This window comes from Streptomyces sp. NPDC037288 (assembly GCF_055603265.1).
Genome location: NZ_JBVJVY010000006.1, coordinates 126,276 through 140,455, shown reverse-complemented (window position 1 = coordinate 140,455; position 14,180 = coordinate 126,276). Strand labels below are relative to the sequence as shown.

14 protein-coding genes are annotated in these 14,180 nt (G+C 68.6%); 8 read left to right on the top strand and 6 right to left on the bottom strand.

Annotation, left to right across the window (positions count from 1 at the left end):
• Positions 1-424 precede the first annotated feature (424 nt).
• From ACZ7GZ_RS09545 to pknB, 7 genes are all read left to right on the top strand, one after another.
• Positions 425-1,282, top strand: a complete 858-nt coding sequence (locus tag ACZ7GZ_RS09545; protein ID WP_471022407.1) for an FhaA domain-containing protein — start codon at positions 425-427, stop codon at positions 1,280-1,282.
• A 10-nt stretch (positions 1,283-1,292) separates the two neighbouring features.
• On the top strand, positions 1,293-1,823 hold the full coding sequence (locus ACZ7GZ_RS09540) for an FHA domain-containing protein FhaB/FipA (protein ID WP_450795258.1): 531 nt from the start codon (positions 1,293-1,295) through the stop codon (positions 1,821-1,823).
• Positions 1,824-1,955: 132 nt separating this feature from the next.
• Complete coding sequence (locus ACZ7GZ_RS09535) at positions 1,956-3,506, top strand: Stp1/IreP family PP2C-type Ser/Thr phosphatase (RefSeq protein ID WP_471022406.1); 1,551 nt, start codon at positions 1,956-1,958, stop codon at positions 3,504-3,506.
• 27 nt (positions 3,507-3,533) lie between these two features.
• Complete coding sequence (locus tag ACZ7GZ_RS09530; RefSeq protein ID WP_471022404.1) at positions 3,534-5,003, top strand: FtsW/RodA/SpoVE family cell cycle protein; 1,470 nt, start codon at positions 3,534-3,536, stop codon at positions 5,001-5,003.
• A gap of 122 nt (positions 5,004-5,125) precedes the next feature.
• The gene (locus ACZ7GZ_RS09525) at positions 5,126-5,470 is read left to right on the top strand and encodes an SH3 domain-containing protein (protein WP_471022403.1); all 345 of its coding nucleotides are present in this window, start codon (positions 5,126-5,128) and stop codon (positions 5,468-5,470) included.
• 247 nt (positions 5,471-5,717) lie between these two features.
• Positions 5,718-7,196: a peptidoglycan D,D-transpeptidase FtsI family protein gene (locus tag ACZ7GZ_RS09520; protein WP_471022402.1), complete on the top strand. Its 1,479-nt coding sequence runs from the start codon at positions 5,718-5,720 to the stop codon at positions 7,194-7,196.
• A gap of 195 nt (positions 7,197-7,391) precedes the next feature.
• On the top strand, positions 7,392-9,383 hold the full coding sequence (gene pknB, locus ACZ7GZ_RS09515; protein ID WP_471022401.1) for a Stk1 family PASTA domain-containing Ser/Thr kinase: 1,992 nt from the start codon (positions 7,392-7,394) through the stop codon (positions 9,381-9,383).
• 120 nt (positions 9,384-9,503) lie between these two features.
• Here pknB and ACZ7GZ_RS09510 read toward each other — a convergent pair whose 3' ends face one another.
• From ACZ7GZ_RS09510 to ACZ7GZ_RS09485, 6 genes are read right to left on the bottom strand one after another with little or no spacing between them, the layout of a single operon-like run.
• Positions 9,504-10,259: a class E sortase gene (locus ACZ7GZ_RS09510; RefSeq protein ID WP_471022400.1), complete on the bottom strand. Its 756-nt coding sequence runs from the start codon at positions 10,257-10,259 to the stop codon at positions 9,504-9,506.
• 37 nt (positions 10,260-10,296) lie between these two features.
• Entirely contained in the window at positions 10,297-11,397 is a 1,101-nt protein-coding gene (locus ACZ7GZ_RS09505) for a class E sortase (RefSeq protein WP_471022399.1), read from the bottom strand.
• Entirely contained in the window at positions 11,394-12,032 is a 639-nt protein-coding gene (locus ACZ7GZ_RS09500) for an aminodeoxychorismate/anthranilate synthase component II (protein ID WP_471022398.1), read from the bottom strand. The genes ACZ7GZ_RS09505 and ACZ7GZ_RS09500 overlap by 4 nt, the downstream gene beginning before the upstream one ends.
• Entirely contained in the window at positions 12,029-12,190 is a 162-nt protein-coding gene (locus ACZ7GZ_RS09495; protein ID WP_208614037.1) for a hypothetical protein, read from the bottom strand. Before ACZ7GZ_RS09495 ends, ACZ7GZ_RS09500 begins: the two co-directional genes overlap by 4 nt.
• Before the next feature lie 52 nt (positions 12,191-12,242).
• Positions 12,243-12,908 carry a class E sortase gene (locus tag ACZ7GZ_RS09490; protein WP_471022397.1) on the bottom strand — a complete coding sequence of 222 codons (666 nt, stop codon included), beginning with the start codon at positions 12,906-12,908 and terminating at the stop codon, positions 12,243-12,245.
• 24 nt (positions 12,909-12,932) lie between these two features.
• Positions 12,933-13,727, bottom strand: a complete 795-nt coding sequence (locus ACZ7GZ_RS09485) for a DUF881 domain-containing protein (RefSeq protein ID WP_471022395.1) — start codon at positions 13,725-13,727, stop codon at positions 12,933-12,935.
• Positions 13,728-13,829: 102 nt separating this feature from the next.
• Between ACZ7GZ_RS09485 and crgA the strand changes: the two genes are divergently transcribed.
• A complete protein-coding gene (gene crgA, locus ACZ7GZ_RS09480; RefSeq protein ID WP_471022394.1) occupies positions 13,830-14,084 on the top strand; it encodes a cell division protein CrgA in 255 nt (84 codons plus the stop codon).
• Positions 14,085-14,180: the final 96 nt, after the last annotated feature.

Below are 14,180 nucleotides of genomic sequence, written 5' to 3'. Positions count from 1 at the left end.
ATCCCTTTCCGCCCGCCGCCCGGCGGCACCGCACCGCCGCCACACCCCCGGCCCCCTGCCTCCGCACCCGCCGCCACCGCGGCCCCGGCCCTGCCTCCGCACCCGCCGTCACCCCGGCCCCGGCCGCCGCCTCTGCCCCCGTCCGCGTATCAGGGAGACCTGTTTCACGTATCAACCTCGTACCGGTCCCGGGCATCTCCCCAGGAGGCGGGCCGGGTCCACAGCCGGGTGCGGGACACTGGTCTTCGCCCGCCTCTACGATCCATGGCAGCAGGAGTGCGCGCCGGGAGTTCGAAGGGGAGTCGCTGGGGGAACCGGCTGATTGCCGGGCGCGTAGATACGATCAGTAAGCAGTACCAGCACAACCGGGCAAGGCAGCGCACACAGCAGGGCAAGGCAACGGCAGGGACGGAGGAGGTGCCCCATGGGAGTCCTGAAGAAGTTCGAGCAGCGTCTCGAAGGTCTGGTGAACGGCACCTTCGCCAAGGTCTTCAAGTCCGAGGTGCAGCCCGTGGAGATCGCCGGCGCGCTCCAGCGCGAGTGCGACAACAACGCCACGATCTGGAACCGCGACCGGACCGTCGTACCGAACGACTTCATCGTGGAGCTGAGCGCGCCGGACTACGAGCGCCTCAGCCCCTACTCCGGGCAGCTCGGTGACGAGCTGGCCGGCATGGTGCGCGACTACGCCAAGCAGCAGCGTTACACCTTCATGGGCCCGATCAAGGTCAACCTGGAGAAGGCCGACGACCTGGACACCGGCCTGTACCGGGTGCGCTCGCGCACTCTCGCCTCCTCCAGCAGCCAGCAGGCTCCGGCGGCCCCGGCCCCCGGCCGCCCCGCGCAGGGCGGCCCGGGCGGCGGCTACGGCTACCCGCCGAACGCGCCCGCCGGAGCGCCCCCGATGCCGTCCGCGCCGCCGCCCGGCGCCCGCCCCGGCGGCTACGGTTACCCCCAGCCCGCCACCCAGCGGCCCGCGGCCGCCCCGATGAGCGGCGGGCACACCCGCTACTGGATCGAGATCAACGGCACCCGCCACCAGATCTCCCGCGCGACCCTGGTGATGGGCCGCAGCACCGACACCGACGTGCGGATCGACGACCCCGGCGTCTCCCGCCGGCACTGCGAGATCCGGACCGGAACGCCCTCGACGATCCAGGATCTCGGCTCCACCAACGGCATCGTGGTGGACGGGCAGCACACCACCCGCGCTACGCTCCGCGACGGCTCGCGGATCGTCGTGGGCAGCACCACCGTTATCTATAGGCAAGCCGAAGGGTGAAGCGGGGGCAATGTCAGAGCTGACCCTCACGGTCATGCGGCTGGGTTTCCTGGCCGTACTGTGGCTGTTCGTGATCGTGGCCGTGCAGGTCATCCGGAGCGACCTGTTCGGTACGCGCGTCACCCAGCGCGGATCGCGTAGGGAGGCCGGCCGCCAGCAGCAGGCGCCCCGGCAGCAGGCCGCCGCGCCCCCGCAGCAGCGAGGGCAGCAGCGTGGCCAGCAGGGCGGCGGCCGGCGCGGCCGCAACGCCCCCAGCAAGCTGGTCGTGACGGAAGGCACACTGACCGGCACCACGGTCGCGCTGCAGGGCCAGACGATCACCCTGGGCCGGGCACACGACTCCACGATCGTGCTGGACGACGACTACGCCTCCAGCCGCCATGCCAGGATCTATCCGGACCGCGACGGTCAGTGGATCGTCGAGGACCTGGGCTCCACCAACGGCACCTACCTGGACCGGTCCCGGCTGACGACTCCCACGCCGATCCCGCTGGGCGCGCCGATCCGCATCGGCAAGACCGTCATCGAGCTGCGGAAGTAGTACGACAATGAGCGAGCGGAGCGAGCACGCAGCGGCAGGCCGCACCCTGGTCTCCGGCGCGCTCCCGACCGGAGGGTGGGCAGTGTGGCTCGACACGACCGGCTGCATTCGGAGCCGACGGGCGAGGTGCGCATGAGTCTGTCACTGCGCTTTGCCGCCGGATCGCACGAAGGCATGATCCGCGGGCACAACGAGGACTCCGGTTACGCCGGTCCGCGGCTGCTCGCGATCGCCGACGGCATGGGCGGCCAGGCCGCCGGCGAGGTCGCCTCCTCCGAAGTGATCTCCACCCTGGTCACGCTCGACGACGACGTGCCCGGCTCCGACCTCCTCACCTCACTCGGCACGGCCGTGCAGCACGCCAACGACCAGCTGCGCTCCATGGTCGCGGAGGACCCCCAGCTCGAAGGCATGGGGACGACCCTGACGGCACTGCTGTGGACCGGGCAGCGGCTCGGTCTGGTGCACGTCGGTGACTCGCGGGCCTATCTGCTGCGGGACGGCGTCCTCACCCAGATCACCCAGGACCACACCTGGGTGCAGCGGCTCGTCGACGAGGGCCGGATCACCGAGGAGGAGGCGACCACGCATCCGCAGCGGTCCCTCCTCATGCGCGCCGTCGGCAGCAGCGACCACGTCGAGCCCGACCTGTCGATCCGCGAGGTCCGGGCCGGCGACCGCTATCTGATCTGCTCCGACGGGCTGTCCACCGTCGTCTCCCACCAGACGATCGAGGAGACCCTCGCCAGCTACCAGGGTCCGCAGGAGACCGTGCAGGAGCTGATCCAGCTCGCGCTGCGCGGCGGCGGCCCCGACAACATCACCGTCATCGTCGCCGACGTCCTCGACCTGGACACCGGCGACACCATGGCCGGGCAGCTGTCCGACCAGCCGGTCGTGGTCGGCGCGGTCGCCGAGAACCAGCACCACCTGCACGACAACGGCATCATGCAGACCCCGGCCGGCCGCGCCTCCCACCTGGGCCGGCAGCAGCACGGGCACGGCGGCGGCGAGTTCGGCCCGCCGGGCTCCGGCGACACCACCGGGTACATCCCGAACGGCAGCTTCGGCGACTACGCCGACGGCGACTTCACCAAGCCGCGCGGCGGGCGCAAGTGGCTGAAGAGATCCCTCTACGGCGTCCTCGCCCTCGCCGTCATCGGCGGTGGCCTCTACGGCGGCTACCGCTGGACGCAGACGCAGTACTACGTCGGCGCCAAGGGCGAGCACGTGGCGCTGTACCGGGGGATCAGCCAGGACCTGGCCTGGGTGTCGCTGTCGAAGGTGGAGAAGGACCATCCGGAGATCGAACTCAAGTACCTGCCGCCCTACCAGCAGAAGCAGGTGAAGGCCACGATCGCCGCGGGCGGTCTGCAGCAGGCCCAGGCGAAGATCGAGGCACTGTCCGTGCAGGCCTCCGCGTGCAGGAAGCACGCGGAGCGCCAGGCCGCCGAGTCCGAGCGGAACGCGAAGACGGGGCAGGGCGAGGCCGGAGGCACCACGGGAACCACCCGTACCGCCTTCACGTCCAAGGCATCACCGACGCCGACCCCGTCGTCGGGTGCGTCCAAGACGCCCCCGGCATCGCCGTCGAAGCCCCCGTCCACGTCCCACACTCCGAATCCCGGCCCGAGCCTCTCCGAGGATGAGCAGAAGGTCGTCGATCAGTGCGGCAAGCAGTAGCCGAGCCGCGAGAGGCCCCGTCACACGATGAGCAGTACGACTAACTCGCCGACGCACCACACGTCCACGATCGGCGCCATCGGTGCGCCGAGCCGCCGCAACACCGAGCTGGCCCTGCTGGTCTTCGCCGTGGCCATCCCGGTCTTCGCCTACGCCAACGTGGGCCTGGCCATCAGCAGCAAGGTGCCCGCCGGGCTGCTGGAGTACGGCCTCGGTCTCGGCCTGCTGGCCGGCGTCGCCCACCTCGCCGTGCGGAAGTTCGCGCCGTACGCCGACCCGCTGCTGCTGCCGCTGGCGACCCTGCTCAACGGGCTCGGGCTCGTCGTGATCTGGCGGCTGGACCAGTCGAAGCTGCTGCAGTCGCTGAAGGGCTACGCCCCGGCCGCGCCCCGTCAGCTGCTGTACAGCGCCCTGGGCATCGCCCTGTTCGCCGCGGTGCTGATCTTCCTGAAGGACCACCGGGTCCTGCAGCGCTACACCTACATCTCGATGTTCTGCGCCCTGGTCCTGCTGATCCTGCCGCTGGTGCCGGGCCTCGGGGCCGACATCTACGGCGCCAAGATCTGGATCCGGGTCCCCGGCCTGGGCTCCCTGCAGCCGGGCGAGTTCGCCAAGATCGTCCTCGCGGTCTTCTTCGCCGGTTACCTGATGGTGAAGCGCGACGCGCTGGCCCTCGCCAGCCGCCGCTTCATGGGCCTGTACCTGCCGCGCGGCCGTGACCTCGGCCCGATCCTGGTCGTCTGGGCGATCTCGATCCTCATCCTGGTCTTCGAGACCGACCTCGGCACGTCGCTGCTGTTCTTCGGCATGTTCGTGATCATGTTGTACGTCGCCACCGAACGGACCAGCTGGATCGTCTTCGGTCTGCTGATGTCCGCGGTCGGTGCCGTCGGCGTGGCGAGCTTCGAATCGCACATCAAGACGCGTGTGCAGGCCTGGCTCGACCCGATGCGCGAGTACCAGCTCAGCCGCCAGATCACCCACGACGGTTTCATCCACTCCGACCAGCTGCAGCAGTCCCTGTGGGCGTTCGGCTCCGGCGGCACCCTTGGCACCGGCTGGGGCCAGGGACACTCGGACCTGATCAAGTTCGCCGCCAACTCCGACTTCGTCTTCGCGACCTTCGGCGAGGAGCTGGGCCTGGCGGGCATCATGGCGATGCTGCTGATCTACGGCCTGATCGTGGAGCGTGGCCTGCGCACCGCCCTCGCCGCCCGCGACCCGTTCGGCAAGCTGCTCGCCGTCGGCCTGTCCGGCGCCTTCGCCCTGCAGGTGTTCGTCGTGGCCGGCGGTGTGATGGGGCTCATCCCGCTGACCGGTATGACGATGCCGTTCGTCGCGTACGGCGGTTCGTCCGTGCTGGCCAACTGGGCACTGATCGGGATCCTGATCCGCATCAGCGACACGGCCCGCCGCCCGGCGCCCACCCCCGCGACGAACCCCGACGCCGAGATGACCCAGGTGGTCCGCCCCGGCGGCGCCGGTTCCGTCGAGTGATCCTGATCACCCATATCAAGATCGTTGTGCTGCGGGTCACCCACTAGAGTGACGGACGACCATCCCCGTCCCGTGATCACGGGATGGGACGACCGACACACATGGGGGATCTCATGCTTCGCATGGGTACGCGCGGCAAGCGCCTCGCGGTGGGCGCGGCCGCCGCGCTCGGCGCCGCACTGTTCACGGTGACCAGCGCCACGAGCGCGCAGGCGGCCGGGGCGTACGGGGGCAGCTGGAACACGGACAACGTCAAGATCCGCAAGGGGCCGAGCACCGACATGCCGGTCGTGGACCGCGCGTACAAGGGCGACGGCGCCTTCGTGAAGTGCTGGGTCCGCGGTGAGGGCGTCTACGGCGACAACCTCTGGTGGTACGTGAAGGACAACAGCTCCAGCGCGAACGTCTGGGGCTACACGTCCGACTACTACTTCAACGTGGCCAGCGGCAACCCGCCGAAGTGCTGAACGGCCCCTCGGCGCGTTCCTGACGGACGGCTTCCGGGACCGGCACCTGCCGGAACCGGAAGCCGTCCGTCGTTTCCGGAACCCGTCATGCCGCCGGTGCGTCTACTGATCAGTCGCTGTGGACGGCATGCCCGGGCCACACAGCCGCTGCCTCTAAACTGTGGGCGGCCAAGGATGAGCGCCAGGACCATCGGCACCGAGAGACTGAAGCAACAGGCGCACCTGTTAGCTTGTGGAAAGGCCGGATGTGAACAAGCCACTGCGCCGAATCGCGATCTTCTGCGGACTTCTCGTCCTGGCGCTGTTGATCCGCGACAACTGGCTTCAGTACGTCCAGGCCGACAAACTGCGCGCCGACCCGGACAACCGCCGCGTGAACATCGAGCGGTACGCGCATCAGCGGGGCGACATCATCGTCGACGGCGACCCCATAACCGGCTCGGTCGAGACCAAGCACGGCGACTTCAAGTACAAGCGCACCTACAAGAACGGCCCCATGTGGGCCCCGGTCACCGGCTACTCCTCGCAGGCCTTCAACAGCAGCTTCCTCGAGGGCGTCGAGGACGGCATCCTCACCGGCAACGACGACCGGCTCTTCTTCCGCAAGACGCTGGACATGGTCACCGGCAAGCAGCAGCAGGGCGGCAACGTCGTCACCACGCTGAGCGCGGCCGCGCAGAAGGCGGCGTACGACGGGCTGTCCAAGCAGGGCGGCAAGGGCGCGGTCGTCGCCCTGGAGCCGTCCACCGGCAAGATCCTGGCGCTGGCCTCCTACCCGTCGTACGACCCCTCGTCCTTCGCGGGCAACTCCACCGACACGGACGCCAAGGCCTGGAACAGCCTCCAGAAGAAGAACAACCCGGCGGACCCGATGCTGAACCGGGCGCTGCGCGAGACCTACCCGCCGGGCTCCACCTTCAAGGTGGTCACCGCGGCGGCGGCGCTGGAGAACGGGCTGTACAAGTCGGACACCGAGCAGACGAACTCGCCGCTGCCGTGGATCATGCCGGGTACGACGACCCCGTTGAAGAACGAGGGCAACATCCCCTGCCGGAACGCCACCCTGCGGGAGGCGCTGCGCTGGTCCTGCAACTCGGTCTTCGGCAAGATCGGCTCCGACCTCGGCAACGACAAGATGCTGGCGGAGGCGAAGAAGTTCGGCTTCACCTCCGAGCAGTTCATCCCGGTCCGCGCCTACGCGTCGACGTTCTCCGACGGCATGAACCAGTCGCAGACCGCGCTGTCCTCCATCGGCCAGTACAACACCGCCGCGACGCCGCTGCAGATGGCCATGGTCGCCTCGGCGGTCGCCAACGACGGCAAGCTGATGAAGCCGTACATGGTCGACACGCTGCAGTCCTCCAACCTCGACCCGGTCGAGAAGACCGAGCCGAAGGAGATGAGCCGGCCGCTGTCGCCGGCCAACGCGCAGATCCTGCAGGACATGATGGAGACGGTCGTCAAGCAGGGCACCGGTACGAGGGCGCAGATCCCGAACGTCACCGTGGGCGGCAAGACCGGTACCGCGCAGCACGGCGTGGCGAACAGCGCCAACCCGTACGCGTGGTTCATCTCCTACGCCAAGCTGCCCGACGGCAGTTCGCCGGTCGCCGTGGCCGTGGTGATCGAGGACGAGAGCGCCCACCGCGACGACATCTCCGGTGGCGGTCTGGCGGCGCCGATCGCGAAGAACGTCATGCAGGCGGTCATCAACTCCAAGAAGTGACGGCGCCTGCCTCAGGGAGTGACACCCGTCACGTCTCCTTCACATCGCCGCACGTTGTGATACCGGTCCTGTATCGGGTTGCGGGCTTGGCCAGGTCACACAAAGCGAGCCGGGTACGGTAGGCCCGGACGGCAGCCTCCGGCCGCACACGACACGTGGGCGGCCGAGACCGACGGAGAGGGCTGGTAGGGAACTATGGAAGAGCCGCGTCGCCTCGGCGGCCGGTACGAGCTGGGCCAGGTGCTCGGCCGTGGTGGCATGGCGGAGGTCTACCTCGCGCATGACACCCGGCTCGGCCGCACCGTGGCGGTGAAGACGCTGCGCGCGGACCTCGCGCGTGATCCGTCCTTCCAGGCCCGGTTCCGCCGGGAGGCCCAGTCGGCCGCCTCGCTCAACCATCCCGCGATCGTCGCGGTCTACGACACGGGCGAGGACTACATCGACGGGGTCTCGATCCCGTACATCGTCATGGAGTACGTAGACGGCTCCACGCTCCGCGAGCTGCTCCACTCCGGCCGCAAACTCCTGCCCGAGCGTGCGATGGAAATGACCATCGGCATCCTCCAGGGCCTGGAGTACGCCCACCGCAACGGCATCGTCCACCGTGACATCAAGCCGGCCAACGTCATGCTGACCCGCAACGGCCAGGTCAAGGTGATGGACTTCGGCATCGCCCGCGCCATGGGCGACGCCGGCATGACCATGACCCAGACGGCGGCGGTGATCGGCACGGCCCAGTACCTGTCGCCGGAGCAGGCGAAGGGCGAGCAGGTCGACGCGAGGTCGGACCTGTACTCGACCGGCTGCCTGCTCTACGAGCTGCTGACGGTACGGCCCCCCTTCGTGGGCGACTCCCCGGTGGCGGTGGCCTACCAGCACGTCCGGGAAGAGCCCCAGCCCCCGTCGGTCTTCGACCCGGAGATCACCCCCGAGATGGACGCCATCGTCCTGAAGGCGCTGGTCAAGGACCCGAACTACCGCTATCAGTCGGCCGACGAGATGCGCGCCGACATCGAGGCCTGCCTGGACGGCCAGCCGGTCGCGGCGACGGCCGCGATGGGTGCGGTGGGCTACGGCGGCTACCCCGACGACCAGCCGACCACGGCCCTGCGCCCCGACGCCGGCGCGGGCGCCACGAGCATGCTCCCGCCGATGAACCCGGACGACGGCGGCTACGGCTACGACGACGGCTCCGGCCGCCGCGGCCGGCAGCAGAAGAAGTCCAGCACCTCCACGATCCTCCTGGTGGTCGCGGGCATCCTCGTCCTGATCGGCGCGATCCTGATCGGGAAGTGGGTGGCGAGCGGCGGCAACACCGGGGACGGCAAGGTGCCGGTGCCGAACTTCGTCGGCCAGCCCGAGGGCACGGCCAGGAAGATGGCAGAGAACGTCGACCTGAAGGTCAGAACCTCCGCCAAGCCCTGCAACGATCAGCCCAAGGGCAACGTCTGCTCGCAGAACCCCGACAAGAACACCAAGGTCGACAAGAACAGCAGCGTCGACCTGGTGATCTCGACGGGCGCCCCCAAGGTCCTCGTACCGGACGTCCGCGGCGCCCCGTTCTCCGACGCTGAGTCCCAGCTGAAGGAGAAGGGGTTCAACGTCGTGAAGCAGACCCAGGAGTCGGACCGGACGCCCGACGTGGTCATCGACCAGAACCCGAAGGGCGGCGCGAGCAGGCAGAAGGGCACCACGATCACCCTCACGGTCGCCAAGCCCGTGGAGAAGGTCACCATCCCCGCCGATCTCGTCGGCAAGTCCTGCGACGACGCGAAGGCTGAGCTGCAGACCTTGGGCCTGTCCGCCACCTGCGCCGACACCCCCACTCCCAACCAGGACGACGACGGCAAGGTCCTTTCGACCAACCCGCAGGCGAACCAGCAGGTGCCCAAGAACTCGGCGGTCACCCTCAACGTCGGCAAGTTCCAGGGCGGCCAGCAGACACAGGGACAGGTACCGAACGTCACCGGGAAGACCCTGAAGGAGGCCGAGCAGATCCTTCAGCAGAACGGCTACACGAACATCCAGGTCAACGGACCGAACGACGACAAGGCCCGGGTCCTCCAGCAGAACCCGCCGGCCGGAACCCAGGCCGATCCGAGTAACACCCAGATCGTCCTGAACACCTTCGACTTCGGAGGCGGCGGGAACGACAACGGCGGCATCCTCGGCGGCAACACCGGCTGACCGGACACCGCACTTCGCTGTCACGACGGCCCCGGGGTTCTTCGGAACCCCGGGGCCGTCGTCACTCGTGGCGACCCCGGTGAAGGAACTACCACCAAGGTCGCCGGCGACTCCGGGACATCACCGCGACAGCTCCTTCGGCGGCGTCCGCTTGCCGTCCACCTTCTCCACCCGGATTAGTTCGCCCCACACCACGTAGCGGTACTCCGAGGTGTAGACGGGCGTGCAGGTCGTCAGGGTGATGTAGTGGCCCGGCTTCTTCTTGCCGGACTCCTTCGGGACCGGGGAGAGGACCTTGACGTTGTACTTCGAGGTCTCCGACAGGACCGAGTAGACCTTGTAGACGTACCAGTCGTCCCGCGTCTCGAAGACGATCGGGTCGCCCTTCCTGATCTTGTCGATGTTGTGGAACTTCGCGCCGTGACCGTCGCGGTGGGCGGCGAGGGCGAAGTTGCCGGTCTTGCCGGTCATGGGGAGGGTCGCCCTGACCGGGTCCGTGTAGTAGCCGGCCACGCCGTCGTTGAGGACGTCCACGCCCGTGCCCTTCTCGACCAGGACCTCGCCGTTCCGCATCGACGGCACATGCAGGAACCCGATGCCGTCCTTGGTGTCCAGCGCACCCGGACCGGAGTCCGCCGCACGGGCCCAGTGTTCGCGGACCTGGTCGGCCCGCTTGTCCGCCTTGCGATCCGCTATCACGTTCGTCCACCACAGGGAGTAGACGACGAACAGGGCCAGCAACAGGCCTGCTGTGATGAGGAGTTCACCGAGAACGCTGACCGCCGTGGCGACGCGGCCGGGACGCCGGCCGCGCGGGGCGGGATTCGGATCGGACGCGTCCGTGTGTTCTTCGGTGTCGTCGGCGGTCGCTGCCACAGTTCCTTGCCCTTACTCGCTTCGGCCCTACGATGCCCTACTCGATGAGCGCGTCCGGCTTGCCCTTGCTGCGCGGGCGTTCCTCGACCATCTTGCCCCAGACGATCAGCCGGTACTTGCTCGTGAACTCCGGCGTGCAGGTGGTGAGGGTGATGTAGCGGCCCGGTTCGGTGAAACCCGAGCCCCTCGGAATGGGGTTCAGCACGCTGGTGTTGGACGGCGACGTCACCGGCAGAGTCGACGTCACCTTGTACACGAAGTACGTGTCCTGTGTCTCGACCACGACCGCGTCGCCGGTCTGGAGCTTGTTGATGTACCGGAACGGCTCACCGTGCGTGTTGCGGTGGGCGGCGAGTCCGAAGTTGCCGGTCTTGTCACCGGGCATCGCCGTCTTCAGCGGGGCCTCGCCGTAGTGCCCGACCATGCCCTTGTCGAGCACCTCCCGGTTGCTGACGCCCTCGGCTATCGGTGCGACCACGTCCAGCTTGGGGATGTGCAGGATGGCGAAGCCCTGCCCCGGCGCGAAGACACCCGGATTGCGCTTGCCGCTGGCCCAGTCGTCCTGGAGCTGGTGCGTCTCGCTGCCCGCCTGCGCATGGGCGCGGACGTTGGTCCACCACAGCTGATAGGTGACGAACAGCAGCATCAGGACGCCGGTGGTGATGAACATCTCGCCGATCGCCCGGCTCGCGACGACGGCCGGGCCCGGCTTGCGCAGCCGCGCCTGCCGCCGCGCCTCCACCCGGGACAGCGGTCTGCCGGACTGCGGGGTCTCGGCGGGCGCAGCCTCCCGGCCGCCGCCATGGCGCCCACCGCGCCGCTTGGCGGCCTTTCTGCGGGCCGCCCGCCCACCGACCGCGGTTCCGGTGGCAGAGGGGCCGGAGAGGACCGCAGAGGCCTCAGAGGCGCGTATGGGCCCGCTCTCCGGGCCCGGCGGCGGATCGGTGACCCGCAGCGCCATCGTCTCGTCGTCCAGGGGCGACCGGTAGGGCCGCTCGTGCGGTGCCCCCTGCCGCTCCCCGTACGGCTCCTGGTACGCCGCGCCCGCCGCGTCCCAGTCCCCAAGCGCACCGGAAGCCTCGTACGACTGATCCCCGTACGAGGCATCGGTCTCCCGCTCCGGGCGCAGTGCGGTCACGCCGTGGCCCTGCCCACCACCGGGGCCAGCCCCGTCGACCTCGCCACGGCACCCTGGTCACCGCACTCCACCAGCCAGTTGGCCAGCATCCGGTGACCGTGCTCGGTCAGCACCGACTCGGGGTGGAACTGCACGCCCTCGACCGGGAGTTCCCGGTGCCGCAGGCCCATGATGATGCCGTCGTGCGTGCGGGCGGTCACTTCCAGCTCGGCCGGGACCGTCGCCGGCTCGGCGGCCAGGGAGTGGTAGCGGGTCGCGGTGAAGGGGGAGGGCAAGCCCGCGAAGACGCCCTTGCCCTCGTGCTCGACCTGCGAGGTCTTGCCGTGCAGCAGTTCGGGCGCCCGGTCCACCACACCGCCGTAGGCCACCTGCATCGACTGCATGCCCAGGCACACCCCGAAGACCGGCACCCCGGTCGAGGCGCAGTGGCGGACCATGTCCACGCACACCCCCGCCTCCTCCGGCGTCCCCGGTCCGGGCGAGAGCAGCACCCCGTCGAAGCCGTCCTGGGCGTGCGCCGTCGACACCTCGTCGTTGCGCAGCACCTCGCACTCGGCGCCCAGCTGGTACAGGTACTGCACGAGGTTGAAGACGAAGCTGTCGTAGTTGTCGACGACGAGAATCCGCGCACTCACTGGTTGTCCACCGTCACATCGTTGAAGGGCAGAAGCGGTTCGGCCCACGGGAAGACGTACTGGAAGAGGATGTAGATCACGGCCAGGACCAGTACGAGGGAGATCAGCGCCCTCACCCACACGTTCCCCGGCAGATGCCGCCAGATCCAGCCGTACATGCCGTTCCTTCCATCTCCCCACGGCACCGGACTCACGCCGTACGCCAACAGACTAACGGCGCAGAGCCCTCGGTTCGCCTGCCTCCACAGACTGTGTGGAGTCCAGGTGCGCCCAGACGATCAGCCGGTGACTGTGCCCCCATTCCGGATCGCACGTGGTCAGCGTCAGATAGCGGCCCGGACGCGTGTACCCGGACGTACGTGGCACAGGATCGATCACCTCAACGTCCGTCGGCACGGTTTTGTGGGGGCCTTTGTCGATCCGATACGTGAACCAGGTCGTCCCGTCCGTGAGCACGACGGCGTCCCCTGGCCGCAGCCTCGGGAAGTGCAGGAACGGGTCGCCGTACGTGCGACGGTGACCGGCCACCGCGAAATTGCCCACCTGGCCGAGCCGGGCGGTCCCCTGGTAGTGGGCGAGGCCCTTCGCCAGCACGTCCCGTCCGGTGCCCTCCAGGACCGGCTTGTTCCACGTGAAACCGAGCCGTGGGATGTACATGATCGCGAAGGCCTTGCCGTAGTGGTAGCGCTCCGGTTTCGTCACGGCGACCGGCTGCGCGTTCCCCTTCGACCACTGCCGGTGCAGCTGATCGATCTGGTCGTTCATGGCGCCCTCGGCCCGCACGCCCGTCCAGAAGAGCACGTAGGCGACGAAGAGCACGATCAGGGCGCCGACGGTGACACACAGCTCGCTGACGGTCCGGATGATCACGCGCACCGGCGGCTCCTGACAGGGGACCTGCTACTCCACTGGCTTCGCGTAGTGCAGATCCACTGTGCCGGAGTAGCCCGGAAGAGTCACCGTCCCGTCGTCGGTGACTTTCCAGCCGAGGCCGTAGACGTTGACGTACACCATGTAGGTCTGGATCGCCTTGCTCGCCGCGAGCGCCTGCTGCAGCCTGTCCGGATCCCCGACCGCCGTGATCTTGTACGGCGGTGAGTAGACACGCCCCTGGAGGATCAGCGTGTTGCCGACGCAGCGCACCGCGCTGGTGGAGATCAGCCGCTGGTCCATGACCTTGATGCCCTGGGCACCGCCCTGCCAGAGGGCGTTCACCACGGCCTGCAGGTCCTGCTGGTGGATGACCAGGTAGTCGGGCTGCGGCTCGGGATAGCCGGGGAGCTTGGCCGTGGCGTTGGGCGGGGCGTCGTTGAGGGTGACGGTGACGGCCCGGCCGGTGAGCTTCTGGGTGCCTGTGTTCTTCTCCAGCCCGCTGAGCCTGCGGTCCTGTGCCCTGGTGCTGCCGTCGTCGCTCTCGGCGAGGGATTCCACGCTCCCGCGCAGGGCCGCGTTGGACTCGTCCAGTTCCTTGTTCTTACGGCTGCGCTGCTGGATCAGGTCCGACAGCTTCAGCAGGGAGCCGTCCTGCCGGATGTCCGTGCCCTTGGCCGTGTTGAAGCTGGTGAAGAAGATGAGCCCGGCCAGCGCGAACACAGCCGCGGTGAGGATGCGCACCGGCCGGACGCGCAGCCCGCGGCCGGGACCGGGGCCGGAACCCGTTGATCCCGTCCCGGGGGAGTCGGCAGAATTGCTCAACGTACCCTTATCTCTTTCGGCGCCACGGAAGCACTACGCTAACGGACGCGCCCGACCCAGTTCCCTGCGCGGCCACGCAGCGCATCGACAGGAGAGACCCTCGTGCCGAAGTCACGTATCCGCAAGAAGGCCGACTACACGCCGCCGCCGGTGAGGCAGGCACAGGCGATCAAGCTGAACAGCCACTCCTGGGTCGCCCCTGTCATGCTGGCCATGTTCGTCATCGGCCTGGCCTGGATCGTCGTTTTCTACGTGACCGACGGCACGCTGCCCATCGACTCCTGGAACAACTGGAACATCGTGGTCGGCTTCGGCTTCATCGCCGCCGGCTTCGGCGTCTCCACGCAGTGGAAGTAGCCCTCACCAGCGCCGTCGTGCCACCTCTACCCAGAGCTCTCCACTGAGTTATCCACAGGTTTTCCCACCTGGGGAATCGCCTGGGGAAAAAGAACG

What these genes read in the sequence shown, in the direction of transcription:
- ACZ7GZ_RS09530 (WP_471022404.1), top strand. Translation starts at nt 3,534, where the DNA reads ATGAGCAGTACGACTAACTCGCCGACGCACCACACGTCCACGATCGGC.
- pknB (WP_471022401.1), top strand. Translation starts at nt 7,392, where the DNA reads ATGGAAGAGCCGCGTCGCCTCGGCGGCCGGTACGAGCTGGGCCAGGTG.
- ACZ7GZ_RS09495 (WP_208614037.1), bottom strand. Translation starts at nt 12,190, where the DNA reads ATGTACGGCTGGATCTGGCGGCATCTGCCGGGGAACGTGTGGGTGAGG.
- ACZ7GZ_RS09545 (WP_471022407.1), top strand. Translation starts at nt 425, where the DNA reads ATGGGAGTCCTGAAGAAGTTCGAGCAGCGTCTCGAAGGTCTGGTGAAC.
- ACZ7GZ_RS09525 (WP_471022403.1), top strand. Translation starts at nt 5,126, where the DNA reads ATGGGTACGCGCGGCAAGCGCCTCGCGGTGGGCGCGGCCGCCGCGCTC.
- ACZ7GZ_RS09540 (WP_450795258.1), top strand. Translation starts at nt 1,293, where the DNA reads ATGTCAGAGCTGACCCTCACGGTCATGCGGCTGGGTTTCCTGGCCGTA.
- ACZ7GZ_RS09535 (WP_471022406.1), top strand. Translation starts at nt 1,956, where the DNA reads ATGAGTCTGTCACTGCGCTTTGCCGCCGGATCGCACGAAGGCATGATC.